This is a genomic window from Saonia flava (assembly GCF_011927795.1).
Classification (GTDB): domain Bacteria; phylum Bacteroidota; class Bacteroidia; order Flavobacteriales; family Flavobacteriaceae; genus Saonia; species Saonia flava.
The window spans coordinates 1,717,483-1,740,809 of sequence record NZ_JAATJJ010000001.1 but is presented as its reverse complement, the minus strand read 5'-3'; the positions used below and the strand labels follow the sequence as shown (position 1 = coordinate 1,740,809).

The following is a 23,327-nucleotide window of genomic DNA, read 5'->3' as shown; positions in this document are numbered from 1 at the left end:
TAGCTCGCCAAAGTAAAGACAGGCTGCCTCTTTTTTGTGTTATTTTATGTCATAGGCTTAGATGTTTTATTGAGTTGTTTGCTAGTCGTTGCATGAACCTTTTATTAAAATTTTTCTATCTTCTATAAATTCGTATTGAAGTCCTTTTTTTACATAGACAATACTCTCCAAGACCGCCGACAGTATTTCATTGTCATAGGTTCCTGTAATATGGCATTCCCCTAATTGTTCATTTTCAAAAACAAAGGTTACACCATACCATTTTTCCAATATCTTGGAGGCCTTATTTAATGTAATGTCATCAAAATGGATAATTCCTTCTTTCCATTGTAAGATTTTTACAATATCAACTTCATGTCTAGTAATACTGTTTAATTTTTTGTGAAAAATTCCCTGTTGGTTTGGAGTTAAAATGGTATTCCTGTTCTTTGAAGAAATCTTTACTTTGCCAGAGGCAACAGTAACTGCGATTCTTTCACTGTCGGGGTATGCATTTACATTGAATGAAGTTCCCAAAACTTTGGTGCTAAGACTTCCCGACTTTATTATAAAAGGCTTGTTCAAATCTTTGGCAACATCAAAAAAGGCCTCCCCATTGAGTTCTACCTCGCGGGTTCTTTCATCAAATTTTTCAGGAAACTTAATGACACTCCCAGAATTCAGTTTAATAGATGTTCCATCAGGCAAGGTTACAGTCAATTTTTGTCCCCAAGCAGTTGTTTTTACTAATTCTGCTACAGGTTGTTCCTTAACTATGTCAGACTTTTTATAGGAAAAAAAAGTCAGACCCATAATTACAGTTATAGAAGCAGCAATTTTTAGCAAGTTTCTTATGGGTTTCCTATGTTCTCTTTTGTTTTTTGTGGATAATTTTCTTTTTATGCTTGTTTTGTGTTTCCTTAACTCGGAAATTTCTTTTTTGTTCCTTAATAAAAGATTAGCGTCAAAAAGTTCCAAAAGCTTTTCTTCCTTTGCCGTTATGGTACCATTGAGGTACTTTTTTATTAGTTTTTTTACTTCTTTTTCGGTCATTGTATTGGCATTACACTTATAAGTACCAAGATTGTTATTGTACGCACAGTCATAAGAACAGGCTTAATAATTACTTAATAAATGGGTGGTTTTGTTAACCTTTAGATAAGAATAAAGAAACTAAAAGAAGGAAAATAAAACTTTAACGGTGGCTATGTCTTTCCTAAGCTTCCGGAGCGCAAAGGATATTTGATTTTCAACAGAACGCTGAGAAATATTAAGCTGATTGGCTATTTCTCTATTGTTTATGTTGTTGATTCTACTCAATTTAAAGATTTCTTGACATCTCTGGGGTAAACTGGCAATTACATTGTTTATTCTAGTATATAATTCAACGACATCATCATTTTGTTCAACTTCGGATGTGATACAGATGGAATTGGCTACCTCTAACTGTATTTTGTTTAATTTGGAGTCACGTAAATGATTGTAGCAGCGATATCTAATAGCCTTGTATAAGTATGCCTTTGTATTCTGAATCTCAATCTCTTTTCTTCGCTGCCAAAAGTCCATCCATACATCTTGAACCATATCTTTGGCCAAGGTGTCATCCATTAATAGAGAAGAGGCATAGGTAAGCATTGGCCTCCATAATAATTCGAACAAGGTGTTAAATGCTTTCTCGTTTGAATTTTTGATTTGAAGGGCCAAATTTTCCACAGCATTTGTTTCTCTAAACTCCATTTTCATGATGTACAAATAACACAAAAATAAAATAGAGTAAGATTAAAATAGTGTAAACTTTAGCTTAACGGTAGGTATGCTGGTTTTAAAAGAATCTCTTTAAATATTTAAAGAAATATTGTTTTTCCAAAGAATTTAATTCCTAAGGTTTTCCTTACCAATCAGACTTAAAAGTATAGAGTAATCCAAGAGTTACAGTGGACCATGATTTATTGTCCAATTGTATAGTGGTGTAAGATACATTGACTTCCGTTTTTGGTCCCATTAGGTATCCCATTAATGGTCTAAGGTATAGACCGCCTTCATTGTCCTTATTTATGCCCAAAGCTTGACCTGCTTCAATGCCCAGTGAAAATGAATTTGATGGCCATACCCTTACAGAACCGGCAACGGGGATAAATTGAACGTTTGGTAAATCTGTTAGTACAACATCTGAGTGAAAAGATTCTGAAAATCCATTGACAAACCCTGTCATGATTCCAAGGTCCAGAAACTCTGCTGGTGTCCATACATATCCTACATCAAGGGCAACGACCACACTTACTTCATTATTAAAGTCGTTAAAAGGCAAACCTGCCTGGAATCCAAGTTTAAAGCCTTCTTGGGCATGGATTCCCACTCCTAAAAAAAATAGGGCGAATGCAAGGCGTATATTCTTCATATATTTTGGTTTTGGTTGCTGTAAAACTAAAATCTTCTTTGGGGTGACCACTATTTTTGTTGTAAAACAAACCAAAATGGTTGTGGGGAATTAGATTATATTCTTTTAAAATATTTTTTTACACTTTTATTTGGGCTATCAGACTTAAATACCTTGACCTTAATGCCTAACATATTTGCAAATTGACCCAAAGGATAATGCTGACCTATTTACAATGGGCAGCTAAACTGGATATGGAAGGGTTTAATTAAACTCTAAACTTATATAATTCGCTTTTCCATGGGCTCCAAGTCAGTTAAATTGGCAATTTTTATGGGGTTGCCAGATTCAATACTCTTTCTTGCAGCAATACCGATTAAAATGGACATGGCACCATCCCTACTTCCGGCAGCCCTATCAAAAGGATCTCTAGTATCCGCAGTTCTAAATATTTTGTCTTGCAAACGCCCATCACCACCACCGTGACCACTTTTTTCTGTAGGCACATTCACAACGTCAAAATCTTTCCAAAGCTTGTGGACTATTATGGGTTCATTTTTAACATCCTCCATGGCAGATTGCTCCATTTCTTTAGCATGCATTTCCGCTTGGTTTACGGCAATGTTTTCATGATAGGGAATATCCAGCCAAGCCTCAATTCTTCCTTCTGTACCATTAAAAGCAACTTTCCAGCCTTCGTAGGGAGAATATGTGGTAAGGGAATAATTTAAGGTAACATTGTTGGTATATCTAACCTGGGCGGACATTTTATCATAAATATCTATTTCTTCCCTAAACAAACAATTGTCTCTAATGTATCCATCATGCTTTTCGTGAGCCACATATAAATCCATAAGATGTTTGTTTTTGGTAATATCCATATAAAAATCACAATTGGCTTTATGCTCACAGCTTCTACAGTTAGATCCTCTAAAAGGGCCGTTGGAACCATAATGCTCCAAATCGCCATAGGCAAAAACTTCGTTTGGGTCGGAATCTATCCACCAATTCAATAAATCAAAATGATGCGTGGATTTATGTACCCAAAGAGAACCGCCCTCGTCTTTTTGCCCATGCCATCTTCTAAAATAAGAGGCTCCGTGATAGGTGTTTAAGTACCAATGAAAATCTACAGAGGTAAGTTTGCCAATGGCATTGTTTGCCAATAGTTCTTTTATTTTGGTACTGTAAGGACTCCAACGGTAATTAAAACCGACAATTAAGTTTTTACCAGATTTTCTTTCTGCATCTAGAATGGCTTGGCATTTGACTTCATCAATGGTAAGTGGTTTTTCAGTGAGTACATCACACCCTTTTTCCAACCCTTTTATAATAAATTGATGATGGGTAGAGTCTTTGGTGGTTACTATTACCAAATCTGGATTGGTCTTTTTTAACATAGCATCAAAATCCGTGAATGTTGGGCAGTCTGCACCTATATATTCTTTTCCAAACTGTAATCTTCCAGGGTTAATATCACTAAGACCAACAAACTCAAGAATATCCGAGTATTCTTGAACAAGCCTTCTCCCCCAAAAGCTGATACCTCTAATTCCTGTGCCTACAAGTACTACCCGTAACTTTTTAGAGGTATTAAAATTAAAAGATGAAATAGGGAAGGCCGTATGGGCTGCAAGCATGCTTATTGATGTAATAAAACTTCTTCTGGATGTGGTCATGGTATGATTTTAGTTTTGCCTGATTAATTTACGCAATAAATTGATTTTGTTGAAATTAAGTACATGTTTTAATGAATCTTTCGAATATTTTCAATTTTGATTTTCCAATTTTTAGGGAATGAAGAAACAGCCTCTTTAGTTTCATATGTGCCAACCGCCATCATTCCCAAAGCTGTTAAAAACCCTCCGTTTCCTGGTAAATAAATGCGCAAGGTTTTGTTTTGGTAATTATGGCCGTTCTTTAGAAAAGTGTTGGTGGTAATTGGCATGAGTAAAGCATCTATTGCTTTGTTAGGTGAACCAAGTCTTATAGCTGTCATTGCAGTCATTGGAAAATCCCATCCCCAGGTTTCTTCCCACTTCCAGTCCGTTAAAATTTTATCAAAGGTATTTTGCATAATTTTTTTATCTAAACCGTCTGTGCGGGGAAGTATTCCATAGGCGCCCAAAACACTGGGGTGGTCTGTCATAAATTTTACTTCAGAATAAGAATTTGGAGAGCTTTCGGTAGCAAGATATAAACCATCTTGTGCTGGCAAAGGAGACAACCCAGAAAGCACTTTATCCCATTTTTTATTTCTCTCCATTCCCATTCGTGTTCTCCATTCTTGGGCCGTATTTAACCCCCAGCGCCAATAGGCCAACTCAAAAGTCGGGTTAAATGTTATTTCTGGGTCAAATCGTTCTTGGGCCGGAATTACTCCTGGACCCAATACGTAACGTTTTAAATTTGGGTCATACCAAGCAAAATCTGCCATGAATTCCGCTGTTTTCTCGACCAGAGGATAATATTCTTGTAATAAGTTTTTCTCTTCGCTTAATTTATATAACAATTCTGAGAAGTAGATAAAATGGGGTTGCTGCCAAATAAGATAAGAGCCAATGGATGAGGTTGTTTCCCCTCCATTATTATCGGTCATTTTTTGCCATCTAACTCCTTTGAACCCTTGTCTTTTAGCTATAGTTTTCGCCGTTGTTTTGCTTCTAAAAAACCAATTTGTTTGTTTTTTTAATACCTCTGGCTGGTTCCATTGTGCGAAGTGAACCCCATGCCACCAGCTCATTTCTATATGAGGTTTTCCATACCAAGAATTGTAGGTAAGCCCTGTTTCTTGAGGAGGAGAACTGCCGCCACAATTTATTTTGGTTAGGTATAGGGAAAGAATCATTCTACGCTCCAATTCAAAGGCCCTAGGGTCTTTGGTTTCACCAAAATCAATCATGCCAACAGAGTCCCAAAAGGAATGAAAACTAGATTTGGCCTGTTTTCTAAATTCGTTGAATTTGACCTGCTTTAAGTTTTTAGTGTCATTGGAAAAATTTAGACTAAAAGACCAAGTATCCTTTTGCTCATTAGGGAAAATATTAAAACCTTCTTGGTATTCCGGTTCAGAATTTAAATTTAAGGAAGAGGACAACAAAGTGGTATAATTTGTACTATCCAGGTTTCTTTCAATAACAAGATTTTTATGATTTGTGGGTCTTAGCTTTAATCTTAGAGATTCATTGGAATCATAATTTACAGCTTCGTCCAAAAAAGTGTCTGTAGGATAAGGATATTTAATGGTTAACCCAATACGTCCTTCTTTGACGAGTTGACTTTTAATTTTCACACCTAAAACATCATTTTTTAGCCCAATTAAAGAAACAACCTTCACGGGAATACCTTCAATTTCAAATATGCTGATCAATTCACCATTCCATAAGTCTAATTTTTGGCGGATATTTTTAACATCTGAAATATTGATTTTACTTCCATCAGATTTTAAAATATACCATCCAACATTGGCCAAATGAATACGGTGGGGGTTTTGGCGAATGTAATTGGAAGCTTTTCCGGCACTAACCTCAGAAGGCCATTGGCGGGCATATGGCACTTGTCTTCCATGGGAATTTATAGATTGAAGCGTTTCATTAATATCATATTTTTTATCTGTTGGAAAACTATGCCATCCCCATTCGCTCATTGTTCCCAATGGGATTCCTTTGGAGTACTTAATTGGAAAAGTTTGGAGTCCTGTTACGTCCATGGTCATGGCAAATTTTCCATTTCCCAGTGTTAATGGATTTAAAGTATCAACTTCTGAGATCTGGACAGTATGTCTTGATACGACTGTTTTTCTGTCAATTTTTTTTTGTCCGAAAGAGTTTGTAGAAAGTAATAAAAAGAATAGGATGTACTTGTACATTTAGAAGGAATGTCTTTGATATAGATGTGATTAAGGTACAAAAAAGGAAAGTTTTTAAACTAGATTGACTTATATGTTTTTATTGAAAAAACCATTCTAATAAAAAAACCTTCCTATATTTGCAGTGTTGTGTTGTGTTCCAATTATAATTGGAACTAGGTATAAATTACATGTGTTGTAATTTAACCAATGAAAGGCTTTCCATAAAGGGAGGCTTTTTTTGTTAAGAATCAATTTTCTGTGAGGAGTATATGCACTTGCCCCATATATAAAAATCACCTGTTTTTCAATTGGTTCAATGTCTCTATAAAACCTTTTGCTATACCGTATTTGTTTTGGTGCATATTTGAAGAAACAATTCTATTTCCGTGAGAAATGGTTTCTGACTGAAATAAGCTATCTGTTGAATATACAATTGTAGAAGTAAGATTCTTTTCCGAAGATGTAGCAATCAATGGCGCTGATGCGTCTATAACACATGCATTCAAAGAATCCCCAATTGTAAAAAATTCTGAACTGTAATTGCCCATTGCTTTTCTTCCCGTTAAAACTGCCATTTCCAGGGCATTTGTTCCGCTATCATTTTTATTATCAGATAAAAATGTATTTCTTTTGTGTGATATTAATCGTTGTCCATAGTCCAATAATCTTAATTCTTCAAATGGATTTAGGCCTATATGACTATCTGTACCTATACTCCATTTACCCCCCTTTTCTTGATATTTTCTTAAAGGAAATATACCATCACCCAAATTTCCTTCTGTGGTAGGACAAAGCACAACATTGGCTTTACTTTCGGCAATTCCACTAATTTCTTGATCTGTAAGGTGGGTTGCATGTACCAAATGAAACCTATCGTTAAGATCTATGTGATTTAAAAGCCATTCCACAGGGCGTTTTCCCAAAAATATTTTGGCATCCTCAACTTCCTGGAGTTGTTCTGAAACATGTAAATGAAAAGGGATGTTCTTGGGGCCATTATTGGCTATTTCCACTATATCATAAGGGTCTACACCTCTCATAGAATGAACTCCTATGGCAACATTGGCATGCTCATAATGTTTACATGCTGCTTCACTGGCATTAAATAATTTTAAATACTCATCAATAGATGTTGAAATAAACCTTCTTTGTCTATTGTTGGGTTCTACCCCAAAATTTCCTTTATTATAAAAAATGGGGACTAGAGTAATCCCAATTCCCGCCGTTTTAGCGGCAGAAATCAACCGACTTCCCATTTCAGCTAAATTGGAATAGGGTTTGCCAGATTTATCGTGGTGCAGATAATGAAATTCGGTTACATTGGTATAGCCATGTCTGGCCATTTCGGTATACAACATAGTTGCAATTGCCTCCATTTGGTCTGGATTAATACTTAGTGCCAATTGGTACATTGCCTCCCTCCATCCCCAGAAATCGTCTTGTTTATTGACTTTTTCATGTTTTTCTGCTAACCCCGCCATAGCATATTGGAATGCATGGGAATGTGCATTTTGAAAACCTGGAAGAGCATATCCATTTATTATATCGATAGAGGTATTTTTAGGGTTAAATGTGAACAAATCTGTTATGACCCCTAAATTGTCCACTCTAATCCCCGTATTTTTAAACCACCCAGATTTTTGTAATATCCCTTTAAAATAATAGGTTTTCATTAAATGGTCTTTATAGTTTCAATTAGACTTTCCATTGTTTTTTCAAGAACGTTTATCACCTTTTTGGCTCTAACAGTGTTGTAATTAATTTCATTGTCATCCATATAAAGTATTTTGTTCATTTCTAATTGTAACGCATGTATGTCATTTTCTGGTTTTCCAAAATAGCGAGTAATATGGCCTCCTTTAAAAGGTAAATTATGGTTTATTTTAAATTCTCCGGATTTTAGCACATTCAACGCTGTATTAATTAATTTTGGGTGCGCTGTTGCTCCATCGTTGTTCCCCAAAATCATATCAGGAAAAATTTCTTCTTGTATGGTGCTCACTTTATGGCGAATGGAATGGGCATCCCAAAGCAGAACCTTTCCAAATTCCCTTTTTCTGCTCTGCAAAAGAGTTTCCAGTTCTTTGTAGTAGGGCCAGTAATAATTGGCCAATCTCCTATTGATTTCGGTTTGATCAGGTTCCAAATTAGAGGATTTATATATTTTTTTACCAAAAAAATCGGTAGTTGGTGCTATAGTAGTTATAAGCCTTTTGTCATTGTATAGCAGCAAACTTTCCGGGTCTCGATTAAGATCGATCACCCATCTGTTTATTTTTGTTCTAATTACTGTAATCCCTAGAGAAGAAGCAAATTCATAAAGATTGTGGACATACCAATCCGTATCATCCATATACCGCCTCATTCTTTTTTTTAGGTTGATTTTTATGTCCTTAGGTATTGTGGTTCCGGAATGGGGAATACTTATCACTATGGGAACAATGGCTTTCTTAGGTTCTATAATTTTAAATATTTCCATACAATTTTAATTGAGAGAGACTTTAATCAAACAATTTTTCCAACAATTCGTCCTCAACAGAGTTTGGTAGTGTAACCTTTAACTGAGGGGTGCGTTCCATTTCCCTTTTTATGGCAAAAATAGCCTCAGGGTTTCTTGCCCAGCTTCTTCTGGATATCCCATTGTTTACATCATAAAAAAGCATATTCTTTAATCGATTTGAGGCTTCGTTTGACCCATCTAATACAATTCCAAATCCACCATTGATGACTTCTCCCCAACCAACACCACCGCCATTGTGGATAGAGATCCATGTTGCTCCTCTAAAACTATCACCAATAACATTATGAATTGCCATATCGGCGGTAAATTTACTTCCATCATAAATGTTGCTGGTCTCCCGATAAGGGGAATCTGTACCACTTACATCATGGTGGTCTCTGCCTAAAACAATAGGAGCTGTAATTTCACCAGTACCTATGGCCTTATTAAAAGCATCTGCAATTTTTGCCCTTCCTTCTGCATCAGCATATAGAATACGGGCCTGTGAACCTACAACAAGGTTATTTGTGTCCGCTTGTTTGATCCAAGTAATGTTATCTTGCATCTGTTGTTGAATTTCCTCTGGAGCATTCTTCTTTATTTCCCGCATAACTGCAAGGGCAATGGCATCGGTTTTTCTTAAATCTTCTTCATTGCCAGAAGTACAAACCCATCTAAAGGGTCCAAATCCGTAATCAAAACACATAGGTCCCAAAATATCCTGCACATAGGAAGGATATTTAAAATCGACGTTATTTTTTGCCATTACATTGGCTCCTGCACGCGAAGCTTCCAATAAAAACGCATTGCCATAATCAAAAAAATAGGTGCCTTTTGCTGTATGCTTATTTATAGCTGCAGCATGTCTTCTAAGGGTGTTTTTAACATGTTTCTTAAACCGATCAGGATTATCGGACATCATTTGGTTTGCTTCTTCAAAGGATATGTCCACAGGGTAGTAACCACCGGCCCATGGATTGTGCAAGGAAGTTTGATCCGATCCTAGATGCACATGTATATTTTCTTCATAAAAGCGTTCCCATACATGCACAATGTTGCCAATAAAGGCAATGGATACTATTTCCTTTTGTTTTTGGGCTTTCCTAGTCCTTTCAATTAACTCATCCATATTGTCAATAAGCACATCTACCCATCCTTGTTGATGTCTTTTTTTGGCCGCAGCAGTATTGACCTCTGCGCAAATTGTAATACAGCCTACAATATTTCCTGATTTGGGTTGTGCCCCACTCATACCACCTAATCCAGCGGTTAAAAAAATTTTTCCATTGGGAGTTTCATCCTTGTGGAGAACTTTTCTAAAGGCATTCATTACGGTAATGGTAGTGCCGTGCACAATGCCCTGTGGTCCAATATACATATAGGAACCAGCTGTCATTTGTCCATATTGGGTAACACCCAAGGCATTATATTTTTCCAAATCATCCGGTTGGGAATAGTTGGGAACCATCATGCCATTTGTGACCACAACCCTAGGTGCTTCTGTGTTGGAAGGAAACAACCCCATAGGATGTCCAGAATAAATATGTAAGGTTTGTTCGGCGGTCATGTTTGCCAAATATTCCATGGTGAGAAGGTACTGTGCCCAGTTTTGAAAAACAGCTCCATTGCCACCATAGGTAATCAATTCCTCTGGATGTTGGGCAACCTTGGGATCCAAATTGTTCTGTATCATGAGCATTATACTTGCCGCTTGTATAGTTTTGGCAGGATATTCAGATACTGGACGGGCATACATTTTATAATCAGGTTTAAAACGGTGCATATAAATACGCCCAAACCGTTTTAGTTCTTCTGCAAATTCTTTTGCTAGTTCGGAATGCCAAGTCTTAGGAAAATAACGTAGTGCATTGCGAACCGCAAGTGTTTTTTCTGCTTTTGAAAGGATATCCTTTCGTTTTGGTGCATGGTTGGCATTTTTTACATACGTTTTTTTCTGAGGAAGTTCTATGGGTAGTCCTTGAAGGATTACTTTTTTAAAGTCCATAAGTTCAATTTTTTTGTTTATCAAAAACAAGCGTTCCATTTTTCCATACCATACAAGGTTTTAGACTTCCTTGATTGTATAAGATTTCATTATAATTATTGGTATTAAAAACACATAGGTCTGCTAACATACCTGTATTTATTTTACCTCGATCTTTTAGGTTTAATGCAGCTGCGGCCCTATAGGTAATGCCAGCCAAAACCTCTGTATTTGTTAGCTTTTGAAAAGCACCTAGCATGGCTGCCTGCGCTAATAGATAGCCCATAGGGGCAGAGCCTGGATTATGGTCACTGGCAATTGCCAGGGAACCTCCGGCGTCCAGAATTTTACGAGCGGGAGTAAATGCACAGCCCAAGCCTAAAGAGGCGCCAGGCAATGCCATTGCAATTACATTGCTTTTTGCCAGTAGCGCTATTTCTTTGTCAGTACTTGCTTCTAAATGGTCCGCACTAATAGCTTCATGATTTACAGCAACTTCACTACCTCCGGTAGAGAATTGGTCTGCGTGTACAGTGATATCGAAACCCAGGTCATGGGCTTTTTCAAAGTATGGAGCAATTTGGGATTTGGAAAATGCATTTTCTTCAATAAAGGCATCAATGCGGTTGGTGAGATTCTCTTCTTGTAGTTTAGGAAAAAGAACAGTACTGATTTTATTTAAATAAGCCTCAGCAGTACCATGATAATCTTTTGGAACCATGTGGGCGGCCAAACAAGTGGAAACTAGGTCAGGTGCTGTAATGGTATTTGCCTTTTTAATGGCTCTGAGCATTTTTAACTCTTCTTCCACAGAAAGACCATAACCACTTTTTACTTCTAGTGTAGTAATGCCATTTTTAAGATGGTGATTTGCTCTTTCAATGGTTTTTTGTGCAAGCTCTTCCATGGACAATTTTCTTGTTTCCGTGACGGTATCCCAAATTCCACCACCCGATTTTGAAATTTCCAAATAGGTTTTCCCAGCGTTCCGCATGGCATAATCATTTGCCCTAGAGCCACCATAACAAATATGGGTATGGGCATCTATTAGGCCTGGTAAACAAACATATTGACCATTAAGTTTTATTAAATGGGCATCTTCATATTTAGAAAGTAGCTCAGTAAAATTTCCAACGGCTTCAATAGTATCATTCTTAATTAGAATCCCAGCTTCTGGCAGAATTTGGTTTTGGGTATCTGATATAGCTCCTTTTAATGGAAGTCCCGTCATGGGAACCACTTGGAAAAAGGGACCAATAAGCGTGTATTTTTTCATCTCATTAATATATTTCAAATTCACTGGAAAAAGCAGTTTTGAGATTTATTTTCTCTTTTTTACAAGCTTCTTCAACTACTTTCATAATAGTTCCGTTTTGTATCATTTCGATTCCAATTTCAATATCATCTGAAAATACACGGTCTCTATTTGCAAAGGGGACTCTAGATCGTAGTATTTTATGGACCTCTTCCAATACTAATCCAGATTTCATGGGTTTTCTAAATTCAAAGGCTTGACCTGCAGTCAATAATTCTATGGCTAAAATTTTCTCTACGTTCTCTATTACCTGCAATGCTTTTCGTCCTCCAATGGAACCCATACTTACATGGTCTTCTTGCCCTAAAGAAGTAGGAATACTATCTGCACTGGATGGAAAGCACAGTCCCTTATTTTCACTGGCTAAAGCTGCCGTGGTATATTGTAAGATCATGTAGCCAGAATTAATACCCGTATCATTCATTAATAGTTTAGGTACACCAGGGCTGTTTCCCTCCAATGCCAAATAAATTCTACGATCTGATATGTTTCCAATTTCAGAAGCGGCCAAACAAGCATAATCCAGGGCCATTGCCAGAGGCTGCCCATGGAAATTACCCCCACTAATGGTGAGGTTCTCATCAATTATAATAGGGTTGTCTGTAACAGAATTTAGTTCTATTTCCATCATTTCTTTTAAATGAAGCCATGCATTTCTTGAAGCCCCATGCACTTGGGGAATACAACGTAATGAATAAGGATCTTGCACTCTTTCACAATTTATATGGTCTTCCATGATCTCTGACCCTTGTAATAGGGATTGTATTCTGGATGCCACGTGCATATTTCCCTTAAAAGGGCGTAGTTCATGAAGCTCTTTGTAAAAAGGTTTAATGGATCCCTGAAGCCCTTCAATCATCATGGCCCCTATGATATCTGCTTGAGATAGGCAGCTTTGTAGCCTCTCAATTACTTTTATGGCGTGTGCAGCAATAAATTGCGTTCCATTGATAAGTGCAAGACCTTCTTTAGGGCCTAGTTCCAAAGAGGCCATGTTTTTAAGTTTATGAAGTTCAGCAGTTGTAATTTTATTTCCTTGGTATTCCACGATGCCTAAGCCAATTAAGGGTAGAAATAAATGAGATAGTGGGGCTAAATCTCCAGATGCGCCTACCGAGCCTTGTGACGGGACAATAGGGATGGCATCATTTGTAAGGTGCCAAAGAATTCGGTCTAATGTGGTTTCAGCTATACCTGAGTATCCTTTAGCCAACGAATGTACCTTTAGAACTAACATTAATGTGGCAATTTCTTTATCTATGGGCCTGCCTACACCAACACTGTGGCTTTTTAAAATATTGGTTTGTAAAATTTGGGTTTCTTCCTTGGATATTCTGGTTGTGCAAAGTGGACCAAACCCAGTGTTTATTCCATATACCACCTCACCTTTGGCAACGATAGTGGCCACTTTCTGGGCACTTGCCTTAATTTTTGAACGTTGTTGGTTGGATATTACGGATTTGGTAAGACCTCTTGCAATTGAAATTGCAATACTGGCAGTTAAATGTTCCTCTCCTAAAAGGAAAGTTTTTGGTGTAGAAAGCATCTTGATACATTTATATTTATAAAATTATTGATTAAGTTTGATACTTACTAATATTGTTTGGTTGAGCATATAATAACCATGAGTTATCAATTAGAACTACGTCATTTCAAATACTTCCTTGCGGTTGCTGATGAATTACATTATAGAAGGGCAGCGGAGAAGTTATTTATTTCACAACCAGGTTTAAGTAGGCAGATTAAACAAATGGAAGAGATTTTGGATACACAGTTGTTTGTCCGGAATAAGAAAAAGGTGGAATTAACGGTAGCGGGCCAATATTTAAAGGGAGAGATAGAATTTATTATCAATCACTTGGAAATGACCACCAAGCAGTTGAAACGTATAGATCAAGGCGAACATGGAGAGGTTCGCATTGGGTTTTTGGGGTCTGCCATGCAAAATGTAATCCCAAAATTGTTGGTAAAATTAAAAGATAGGTTTCCAAAGATAAAAACCAGTTTGGACGAGCTATCCAATAACGCCCAAGTAAGTTCCTTGCTAAAAGATAAATTGGATTTAGGCTTTGTGCGCTTATCAAGAGTGCCAGAACCGTTGGAAAGTAAAGTGGTATATGAAGACACATTTTCTGTGGTATTGCCAGAGTCTTTTCCCATATTGACCAGAAATTTTACCGGGGTTGAAATATTAAGAGAGAAAGACTTCATTCTTTTTTCCCAAGAATATAGCCCACTATATTACGACACAATAATGAGTATTTGTGAAGATGCTGGATTTACCCCCAAAATTTCACATAAATCGGTCCATGCCCATACTATTTTTAAGCTGGTGGAAAACAATTTGGGTATTGCCATTGTACCCACCTCCTTACAATCTGGATTTTTAATGCGAGTAAAATTTATAGAGCTAAAAAATATTCCGCAAAGGGCAATATTATCAGCAGTATGGAAAAAAGATAATCGAAATCCAGCATTGCAAAATTGTCTGGATTTATTGTTAAATAAATGATTAAAAAGTAGAATATGATTTTTGAATTGATAAAAAAGAGACGCTCTGTTTTTCCTGTACAGTATAATGATAAACCTATAAGTAAATCTGATATTAAGGAAATATTGGAAGCGGCCAATTGGGCGCCCACCCATAAAAAAACGGAACCTTGGCGATTTAAGGTATTAATGGGTGAAAGCAAAACAGCATTGGGAAAATTTTTGTCCGATACCTATCAAGAAAAAGACCCCAAGCCTAAAACTGTGACCATAAAAAAACTACAGGAAAACCCTAATCGCTCGGCAGCTGTAGTTGCCATTTGTATGCAAAGAGACCCCATGGAAAGTTTGCCGGAATGGGAAGAAATAGCTGCTACCGCGATGGCAGTCCAAAATATGTGGCTTTGTTGTGCAGAAAAGGGAATTGGAAGTTATTGGAGTTCCCCAGGACTTATAAAATTTATGGACGAATTTTTGGATTTAGCCGAAGGAGAGCGGTGTCTAGGATTTTTCTATATGGGATATTATGATGGAGAACTTCTTGAGGTTACAAGAGGCCCAATTGAAGATAAAACGGTTTGGATGTAGGTTTCTCTAAGATTCTTAAGATGTCCTCAATATACTTGTGTTATTCAAAAAAAGGAAAAAGTGCTTCTTTATAATCCCACGCTTTGGATATAAAGAGCCCTAAGAAGACTATTGCGACCAAGAATTTTAAAAAAGTACCGGTAAGAAAACCAATAAAAGAACCAAATGCTGCTTTCATAGCGGTTTTTTGATCCGCTTTGTTCATTAATTCTCCAACCAAAGCACCTACAAAAGGCCAAATAATAATCCCAAATATTCCAAGAACTGGAAAAAAGATGGCTACCAAGAGCCCAATGGTTGTTCCAATCATACCCGCTTTGGTGCCACCAAATTTTTTGGTTCCCATGGCCGGAATAACATAGTCCAATGCAAAAACGATAAGAGCAATTACCAATGTTGTTCCCAAAAACCACCAATCATTCGGGATGGCTTTGGTTAAATAAAGTAACAACAAACCAATCCAGCTTAAAGGAGGACCGGGTAAAACGGGTAAAAAACTACCCAAAATTCCAATCAGCATAAAGATGAAACCTATAATTAGAAGTGCAATATCCACAATATTAATTTTACTTGTTTGACGAAGATAGTTTCTATTTGTTACAAAATTTTCTAACTAAAAAATTAGTTTGAACTAGATATTTAGTTATATTTGTTTGAAATTGAACTAAAAAATTAGTTGTATAATGAAGCAGCTCACAAAAGCAGAAGAAGAGGTAATGCAAATTTTATGGCAATTGGAAAAGAGTAATGTTGCCGACATTATTGAAGAATTACCAGAACCCAAACCAGCATACAATACAGTATCCACCATTGTGCGTATTCTGGAAGACAAGGGGTTTGTGGACCATGAAAAGGTGGGTAAGGGGCATATTTATTTTCCTGTTTTAAAGAAATCCGACTATAGTAATCAGTCCATAAACAAATTGGTGGACGGCTATTTTCAGGGTTCTTTTAAAAGTATGGTCTCCTTCTTTATGAAGAAAAATGATATGAGCCTTTCTGAACTGGAATCCATTTTAAAGGACATCAAAAAAGATGATAAATAAAACTTGTTCCAAATGATACAATATATCTTAGAGTGCATCGCATTTCAGTTGTTGTTTTTGATCATTTATGACCTGTTCTTAAAAAGAGAAACATTTTTTCAATGGAACCGTGTCTATTTAATGGGAACCTTTATCTTGTCCGCCATACTTCCATGGATAAAGATTGAAGCCTTTAAGACCACTGTTCCTCAAAAATTCATAGCATATCCAGAATATTTGTGGGGCATGAGCATGCAAGAAGTTGTGCTTTCTGAAACTAATACTTCCAGTGTTTTTGACATTTCATGGGAATATGGTATTCTTTATGGAGGAATGTTGTTGGCCGTAGTACTTTTTGCCTATAAAATCCACCAAATTTTAAGGTTAAGAAAAAAAGGGGAGGTCCAATATTTTAAAGATTTTACCCAAGTTTTGGTCCAACAGAGCAAGGTGGCATTTTCTTTCTTTAAAACCATTTTTATGGGAGACCAGATTAAGGATGAAGAATACGAAAATATTGTCTTGCATGAAATGGTTCATATTAAGCAAAAACACTCACTTGACCTTATGTTTTTTGAAATCATGCGTATCGTGGGCTGGTTTAATCCATTGGTCTATGTGTACCAGAGTAGAATCTCTGAACTGCACGAATTTATTGCAGATGCCCAAGTGGCCAAAACCCACAAAAAGGAGCAATATCAATTACTGTTGTCACAAGTTTTTCAGACACAGAATATATCTTTCATCAATCCATTTTTTAAATCATCATTAATCAAAAAACGAATAGTCATGTTACAAAAACAAAAAACGAAAAGAATTTATCAGTTAAAGTATTTGGCATTGGTGCCTTTAATACTAGGTATGCTATTTTATACTTCTGCCACAGAAGCTTCGTACACATATAATGAAACAACATTAAGTCTTAATGATGTTAAACTTATAAACGAAATTAAAAACAAAATAAAAAAACAAGTTGAAATTGAAGGTTCCATTTCCAATGTGTATTTAAGTTCAAAACTTCCTTCCAGATTCAAATCTGAAGAAATAATAAAGAAAGAGGATTTCTTTGAATATAAAATACTTTATAGACAGTATGTTAATGAACTACTTACTGTAACATATCCCGCTTTAGGTGAGGAAGTCCCAGAAGAAATATTAAAAAAGTATGGAAATCCATCTTTACCATCTTCCAAGCTTTATGAATTGTATAAAGTGGAAAAAGACCTTTCTGAAACGGTAATTCCTTTTGCCAAAGTAGATGAAGTGCCCATTTTTCCAGGTTGTGAAAATATTGAGGATAAAAAAGCATGTTTTAATGAAAAAATACATGAACATATTAGAAAAAACTTCAACTACCCTAAAGAAGCACAGGAAAAAGGTATTCAAGGGAGGGTAAATGTAATGTTCACTATTTCCAAAAAAGGGGAAATGGTCGATTTTAGAATGAGAGGACCGGATTCATTATTGGAAAAAGAGGCAGAGCGAATTATCTCCAGATTACCTAAAATGAAACCAGGAAAAAACGGGGGTAAGAAAGTCGGTGTTGCCTATTCTATTCCTATTACTTTTAAATTAAAAGGAAGTGACGATGAGGTCTCATCAGCGGTAGAAAAATATAATCAACTATTAGAAGAACGAGACAGATTATTAAAAACTTCAAATGATAAAAACTCTATAATTGTAAATCTAGATAAGCAGTTGTTAGCCTTAAAAAATCGAATTTCTGAGAATTTGACCAATAGTCTATCAAACAAAAATATCCCTTATGGAACGGTAGATCAGGTTCCAATTTTTCCTGGCTGCGAAGATGTAGATGATAAAAAAACGTGTTTTAATGAGAAAATGATAGAGCATATAAAGAAAAACTTTTGGTACCCCAAAGATGCTCAAACAGAAGGTGTTCAAGGAAGAGTGAATATTATGTTTACAATTAATAGAGATGGAAACATTGCAAATATCCGTAAACGTGGACCAGATAGAAGGTTAGAAGATGTTGCAGTTGGGATTATATCTAGATTGCCCAAAATGAAACCGGGCATACATCATGGAAATGCAGTAAATGTTCCTTATTCTATACCGATTACTTTTAAACTCTAGCAAAAAGAAATTATTTGAAAAAAGCAGTACTATTATTTATGATTTTAGCTTGTTTAAAGGCCGAGGCACAGTCCTCGGCTTTGAACGTTGCAGACAGTCTTTACGCTTTGGGCAATTATACCCATGCCATAAATGAATATGCAAAAATAGGTTCTAAGCACTCCAATTTACAAATAGCAAGGGCTTACAATGCTATCGGAAGTCATGATAAGGCAATTTCCGAATATGAAGTATTGGTGCAGAAGGATGACAATCGTAAGATTGCAAAATTTGAACTGGGAAAACTCTATATAAAAGTCAAAGATTATCCAAAAGCTCAACTTCTATTTGAAGACCTAATAAAAAGTAATAATACCAATCCAGAATATCAGTACTATTTGGGAAGGTCCTTCCAGCAACAAGAGAAGTCAGAAAAAGGAGCGGAAGCTTTTAAAAAGGCTATTGCTTTGGACAGCACCCATCTTCGAAGTATTTTTCAGTTGGGCAAGTATTATGTGTTACAACAAGAAGATAACAGGGCCATTGAAATTTTAAATATTGGACTTCTTGAACACCCCAATGATGTTTCCATTATCAATCTTAAGGCACTCGCACTTTTTAACAATGGAAAGTATGCTGAGGCTGCCCAGACTTTTAAAAAACTAATTGAATTGGGAGAGAACAAAGCCCATATTTATCAGAAAATGGGTTATGCCTATTTTAAATTGTGGGAGTTTGAAAAAGCAAAAACTAGTTATACCAAACTTTTGGATTTTGATTCTGCCAGGGCGGAAGCTTACTTTAACTTGGGAGAGGTGTATCAAAAACAAAAGAAATTGGATAGTGCCGCCATTTTCATTAAAAAATCCATAGAGGAGCAAACCCCTATGCTAAGTAAAGAATATAGTGCATTGGCACGTTTGGCAAAACAACAGAATAAAATAAAAGAGGCTTTTGATTATTATAAAAAGGCGTACCAGGAAGATACTACCAATACGATTGTCTATTACCAAGTATGTGTGTTGGCAGATGAATACTACAAAGACCCAAAAGTAAAGTTGGAATATTACCAACAGCTATTGGTGAAATTGGGCCAGGAGAAAAGTTATTTTAGCAGTTTTGCTAAAAAACGTATATCAGAACTCAAAGAGGAAATCCATTACGCAGTGGATTAAAATACCTTAAAAAATCGTAATTTCCCCAAAGAATACAGTGTTGCATGCGTAAGCTTTGGTTTATAGGATTTTTAGTGATGTTGGTTTCCTGTGATTTGTTTGAGTCCAGGGAGACCAAGACGCAAAAATTGACAAGCCAACTAATGTCGGAGCTAGATTGGAACGATGTGGAAAAATACCCAATGTTTGATAATTGTAATGAAAACGTTTCAAAGACAAAACAACGGGAATGTTTTCAGGATACCTTGTTGGCCCATTTTTCATCAACTTTGAGAGAGTTTGAATTTATTCTGGAGTCTGACATTTTGGACACACTCTATTTGGATTTTTTAATTGACGATGTTGGAAAAATATCTGTGGTGGATATGGAAAAGAATGAAGAAATATTGAGTCAGTTACCAGAATTTGATGGTATTATAAGACAGAGCCTAAAGACCTTGCCCCATTTGGAACCAGCCATAAAAAGAGGTATTCCGGTAACGGCAAAATTTAGAATTCCCATCATTATAAATACAAACTAAGCTTGGGACAAGAGAAAATTATTTTGGGAATAGACCCGGGAACCACTATTATGGGGTTTGGTATCATTAAGGTGGTGAACAAAAAAATGGAGTTTGTTCAAATGAATGAGCTTTTACTTCAAAAATACAATGACCCTTATACTAAATTGAAGCTCATTTTTGAAAGGACAATTGAATTGATTGATACCTATCACCCAGATGAGATTGCTATTGAGGCTCCCTTTTTTGGAAAAAATGTACAGTCCATGTTAAAACTGGGTCGTGCCCAAGGGGTTGCTATGGCGGCAGGACTATCAAGACAAATTCCTATAACGGAGTATCTTCCCAAGAAAATTAAAATGGCCATTACCGGGAATGGAAATGCCAGTAAAGAACAAGTAGCTAAAATGCTTCAAAGCACATTGGCCTTAAAAACACTTCCCAAGAATTTGGATAGTACCGATGGGCTTGCGGCCGCTGTTTGTCATTTTTACAATGAAGGCAGAATTGAAGTTGGAAAATCTTATTCTGGCTGGGATGCTTTTGTAAAACAGAACAGTTCTCGAGTAAAGAAATAATTAAATGTCCGGTATCTATCTGCACATTCCTTTTTGCAAGCAAGCATGTCATTATTGTGATTTTCATTTTTCTACCTCTTTGAAAAAAAAATCGGAAATGATTGATGCAATCATAAGAGAATTGCAGTTGCGTAAGAATGAAAATAAGGACACAATAGAAACCATTTATTTTGGCGGGGGAACCCCTTCCGTTTTAGAAATAGGTGAATTAAAGGCTATTCTAGAAACCATATATAAAAACTATAAGGTTATAGACAATCCAGAAATTACCTTGGAAGCCAATCCAGATGATTTGATATCGGTGAAAGAAAGGTCCGGAACTATTTTCAAAGATTATAGAACTATCGGAATAAATCGTCTAAGTATTGGGATTCAATCTTTTTTTGAGGAGGATTTATTGTTGATGAACCGGGCACACAATGCCAAAGAAGCGGAGTCATGCTTGATTGAAGCTACTCGGTATTTTGACAATATATCCATTGATCTTATCTACGGAATGCCCAATATGAGCAATGAAAAATGGATAAGTAATATAGAAAAAGCATTGTCTTTTAATATTCCACATATTTCTAGTTATGCTTTAACGGTTGAACCTAAAACGGCACTGGCAGATTTTATAAAGAAAGGAAAGATTAAACCTATTGATGATGAAATAGCTTCTGCTCACTTTAGTATTTTAGTGGATAAATTAACAAAGGCGGACTATATTTGCTATGAAGTTTCAAACTTTGGAAAACCAGATTTTTTTTCAAAACACAATACTTCTTATTGGCAGGGAAAAAGGTATTTGGGGATAGGTCCATCGGCTCACTCCTTTGATGGACAAAGAAGAGGATGGAATATTAGGAACAATGCAAAATATATTAAATCAATCATGGAAGGTGTGTTGCCTATTGAGGTTGAAAAACTTTCTATAGCAGACCAATACAATGAATATGTAATGACGGGTCTACGAACAATTTGGGGAGTGTCTTTACCTAAAATAGAATTGGATTTTGGAAAAGAGTACCGCCAATATTTGGTTAAAGAAGCGCAACGACATATTGTAGGGCAATTGCTTTATATTGATAATGATACCCTTTTGGTAACAAAAAAGGGAAAGTTTTTGACAGATGGGATTGCTTCGGACCTTTTTTATGTTAAATTGGAGAGAAAAAGAAATTGATTTGATTGCAACCATTAAACAAAACTCCAGGAACTACAGAATTGATTTGTCCAAAGCTTTGGATATATCCATTCCATTACGGGGAAAGGCATCCAATGTAAATGCTTGGTATGTAGATTCTCCAAAAATAGAACCTCACATTTCGGATGGCCGTAAGGTAAAAGTATCGGAAGGAGCTTCTGTTAACTTTAACAATATCGAGTTTAACCCACATGCACATGGAACACATACAGAATGTGTGGGGCACATTACCAAAGATTTCTATTCCATAAATAAGCATTTAAAAAAGTTTTTCTTCTTGGCAGAGGTGGTAACCATAGCTCCAGAAAAAAAAGAAAATGACTTTGTTATTTCTAAAAAACTAATGGAATATGTTTTGGAGGGTAAAAATTGTGATGCCTTGGTAATAAGAACATTGCCTAATACTAAAGGGAAACTAACAAGACAATACTCACACACAAACCCACCTTACATAAGTGAAGAGGCCATGAGATTTTTGGTGAGCAAAAAAGTAGAACATTTATTAATAGACCTTCCGTCTGTAGATAAAGAAAAGGACAACGGAACTTTGGCCTCGCACAAAGCTTTTTGGCAAATAGGAGGAAAAATAAGAACCCAGGCAACAATAACAGAGTTTATATATGTAAAAAACTCCATAAAAGATGGTCCCTATCTCCTAAATTTACAAGTAGCTCCTTTTGAAAATGATGCAAGTCCAAGTAGACCTGTATTGTATAAAATTTTAAATTGATGAAATTGACATTAAAAATTGAAGAATTGGGAATGTTCCTTTTGGGAATGTTTCTTTTTAGTCAGTTACAATATCAATGGTGGTGGTTTTTAGTATTATTGTTGACTCCAGATATTGGAATGTTGGGCTACCTGTTTGGAAATAAAGTTGGAGCATTTATGTATAATATCTTTCATCATAAGGGATTGGCTGTTTTAATATATTTTTTGGGACTGTATTGGTCACAAACTTTATGTCAATTAGTTGGAATTATATTGTTTTCACATGCTTCTTTTGACAGAATTTTTGGTTACGGATTAAAATATGATAAAGGATTTAAGTATACCCATTTAGGAGAAATAGGAAACAATGGATAGTATTATAGAAATCTTTTTAGGACTTGTTTTGGGTGCAATACTTATGTATTGGCTTTATGGATTGTTTGGTAAGAAGAAGAGTAAAGAATTAACTCAACACCAATCCATAGTGCTACTGGAGAAAATAAAAAGTGTTTGTAAGCTTATTTCTGTTGAGGGGGATTTTGCTGAAATTTATAAATATGAAAATACCAAGGAGCATTTTATGAGCTTGGTAAGCAGTAAAAAGAAAGCATTGATTGTAATTAATGCAAAAGCACAGATTGGGTACGATTTAAAAAAAGTGCTAATGGATGCGGATACTGAAAATAAAACTATAAAGCTTAATAATTTTCCACAACCAGAGATTCTGTCCATTGAACCCGACCTGCAATTTTATGATATAAAAAATGGACTTTTCAACACCTTTTCCCCAGATGATTTAACCACATTGAATTTAGAGGCAAAACAACACATAAGAGATAAAATTCCAGAAAGCGGATTGATGGAAACAGCAAGAAAGGAAGCTTTGGAAGCTATTTTGATTATGGAAAAAATAGTGGAAACCATTGGCTGGAAATTAGATTATTCAGCTATAGAAATATCAAATAGAGAAAAACAATTTTTAGAAAAATAGAG

The 23,327-nt window shown here is 36.0% G+C and carries 22 protein-coding genes; 11 read left to right on the top strand and 11 right to left on the bottom strand.

Annotation, left to right across the window (positions count from 1 at the left end; all coding sequences use genetic code 11):
• Positions 1-81 precede the first annotated feature (81 nt).
• From GGR42_RS07655 to hutH, 10 genes are all read right to left on the bottom strand, one after another.
• Entirely contained in the window at positions 82-1,032 is a 951-nt protein-coding gene (locus GGR42_RS07655) for a FecR family protein (protein WP_167962494.1), read from the bottom strand.
• 120 nt (positions 1,033-1,152) lie between these two features.
• Positions 1,153-1,716 carry an RNA polymerase sigma-70 factor gene (locus GGR42_RS07650; RefSeq protein WP_167962492.1) on the bottom strand — a complete coding sequence of 188 codons (564 nt, stop codon included), beginning with the start codon at positions 1,714-1,716 and terminating at the stop codon, positions 1,153-1,155.
• Positions 1,717-1,870: 154 nt separating this feature from the next.
• The gene (locus GGR42_RS07645; protein ID WP_167962490.1) at positions 1,871-2,377 is read right to left on the bottom strand and encodes a hypothetical protein; all 507 of its coding nucleotides are present in this window, start codon (positions 2,375-2,377) and stop codon (positions 1,871-1,873) included.
• Positions 2,378-2,637: 260 nt separating this feature from the next.
• On the bottom strand, positions 2,638-4,035 hold the full coding sequence (locus GGR42_RS07640) for a Gfo/Idh/MocA family oxidoreductase (RefSeq protein ID WP_167962488.1): 1,398 nt from the start codon (positions 4,033-4,035) through the stop codon (positions 2,638-2,640).
• Between the two features lie 68 nt (positions 4,036-4,103).
• Entirely contained in the window at positions 4,104-6,224 is a 2,121-nt protein-coding gene (locus GGR42_RS07635; protein ID WP_167962486.1) for a hypothetical protein, read from the bottom strand.
• A 275-nt stretch (positions 6,225-6,499) separates the two neighbouring features.
• Positions 6,500-7,879 carry a formimidoylglutamate deiminase gene (hutF, locus tag GGR42_RS07630; protein ID WP_167962484.1) on the bottom strand — a complete coding sequence of 460 codons (1,380 nt, stop codon included), beginning with the start codon at positions 7,877-7,879 and terminating at the stop codon, positions 6,500-6,502.
• Positions 7,879-8,685 (bottom strand): N-formylglutamate amidohydrolase, encoded by an 807-nt coding sequence (locus GGR42_RS07625; RefSeq protein WP_167962482.1) that lies wholly within the window; start codon positions 8,683-8,685, stop codon positions 7,879-7,881. The genes hutF and GGR42_RS07625 overlap by 1 nt, the downstream gene beginning before the upstream one ends.
• Positions 8,686-8,707: 22 nt before the next feature.
• Entirely contained in the window at positions 8,708-10,711 is a 2,004-nt protein-coding gene (locus GGR42_RS07620; RefSeq protein ID WP_167962480.1) for a urocanate hydratase, read from the bottom strand.
• Positions 10,712-10,715: 4 nt separating this feature from the next.
• Positions 10,716-11,966: an imidazolonepropionase gene (hutI, locus tag GGR42_RS07615; RefSeq protein ID WP_167962478.1), complete on the bottom strand. Its 1,251-nt coding sequence runs from the start codon at positions 11,964-11,966 to the stop codon at positions 10,716-10,718.
• A gap of 4 nt (positions 11,967-11,970) precedes the next feature.
• Positions 11,971-13,551, bottom strand: a complete 1,581-nt coding sequence (gene hutH, locus GGR42_RS07610; protein WP_167962476.1) for a histidine ammonia-lyase — start codon at positions 13,549-13,551, stop codon at positions 11,971-11,973.
• Between the two features lie 78 nt (positions 13,552-13,629).
• On the opposite strand from hutH, the gene GGR42_RS07605 reads away from it, so the two are divergent.
• A complete protein-coding gene (locus GGR42_RS07605) occupies positions 13,630-14,517 on the top strand; it encodes a LysR family transcriptional regulator (protein ID WP_167962474.1) in 888 nt (295 codons plus the stop codon).
• Positions 14,518-14,531: 14 nt separating this feature from the next.
• Positions 14,532-15,083, top strand: a complete 552-nt coding sequence (locus GGR42_RS07600) for a nitroreductase family protein (protein WP_167962472.1) — start codon at positions 14,532-14,534, stop codon at positions 15,081-15,083.
• Between the two features lie 40 nt (positions 15,084-15,123).
• Here GGR42_RS07600 and GGR42_RS07595 read toward each other — a convergent pair whose 3' ends face one another.
• Complete coding sequence (locus tag GGR42_RS07595; protein ID WP_167962470.1) at positions 15,124-15,639, bottom strand: DUF456 domain-containing protein; 516 nt, start codon at positions 15,637-15,639, stop codon at positions 15,124-15,126.
• Between the two features lie 127 nt (positions 15,640-15,766).
• On the opposite strand from GGR42_RS07595, the gene GGR42_RS07590 reads away from it, so the two are divergent.
• From GGR42_RS07590 to GGR42_RS07550, 9 genes are read left to right on the top strand one after another with little or no spacing between them, the layout of a single operon-like run.
• Positions 15,767-16,129, top strand: a complete 363-nt coding sequence (locus GGR42_RS07590) for a BlaI/MecI/CopY family transcriptional regulator (RefSeq protein ID WP_167962468.1) — start codon at positions 15,767-15,769, stop codon at positions 16,127-16,129.
• Positions 16,130-16,141: 12 nt separating this feature from the next.
• Positions 16,142-18,205: a M56 family metallopeptidase gene (locus GGR42_RS07585; protein WP_245201412.1), complete on the top strand. Its 2,064-nt coding sequence runs from the start codon at positions 16,142-16,144 to the stop codon at positions 18,203-18,205.
• A 14-nt stretch (positions 18,206-18,219) separates the two neighbouring features.
• Positions 18,220-19,359 (top strand): tetratricopeptide repeat protein, encoded by a 1,140-nt coding sequence (locus GGR42_RS07580; protein ID WP_167962466.1) that lies wholly within the window; start codon positions 18,220-18,222, stop codon positions 19,357-19,359.
• A 44-nt stretch (positions 19,360-19,403) separates the two neighbouring features.
• Positions 19,404-19,880 carry a hypothetical protein gene (locus GGR42_RS07575; RefSeq protein ID WP_167962464.1) on the top strand — a complete coding sequence of 159 codons (477 nt, stop codon included), beginning with the start codon at positions 19,404-19,406 and terminating at the stop codon, positions 19,878-19,880.
• A gap of 2 nt (positions 19,881-19,882) precedes the next feature.
• The gene (ruvC, locus tag GGR42_RS07570) at positions 19,883-20,437 is read left to right on the top strand and encodes a crossover junction endodeoxyribonuclease RuvC (RefSeq protein WP_167962462.1); all 555 of its coding nucleotides are present in this window, start codon (positions 19,883-19,885) and stop codon (positions 20,435-20,437) included.
• Positions 20,438-20,441: 4 nt separating this feature from the next.
• Positions 20,442-21,602: a radical SAM family heme chaperone HemW gene (gene hemW, locus GGR42_RS07565; protein ID WP_167962460.1), complete on the top strand. Its 1,161-nt coding sequence runs from the start codon at positions 20,442-20,444 to the stop codon at positions 21,600-21,602.
• On the top strand, positions 21,574-22,353 hold the full coding sequence (locus tag GGR42_RS07560; protein WP_245201411.1) for a cyclase family protein: 780 nt from the start codon (positions 21,574-21,576) through the stop codon (positions 22,351-22,353). Before hemW ends, GGR42_RS07560 begins: the two co-directional genes overlap by 29 nt.
• Positions 22,353-22,709: a DUF4260 domain-containing protein gene (locus GGR42_RS07555; RefSeq protein WP_167962456.1), complete on the top strand. Its 357-nt coding sequence runs from the start codon at positions 22,353-22,355 to the stop codon at positions 22,707-22,709. The genes GGR42_RS07560 and GGR42_RS07555 overlap by 1 nt, the downstream gene beginning before the upstream one ends.
• Positions 22,702-23,325 carry a DUF4230 domain-containing protein gene (locus GGR42_RS07550; protein ID WP_167962454.1) on the top strand — a complete coding sequence of 208 codons (624 nt, stop codon included), beginning with the start codon at positions 22,702-22,704 and terminating at the stop codon, positions 23,323-23,325. Before GGR42_RS07555 ends, GGR42_RS07550 begins: the two co-directional genes overlap by 8 nt.
• Positions 23,326-23,327: the final 2 nt, after the last annotated feature.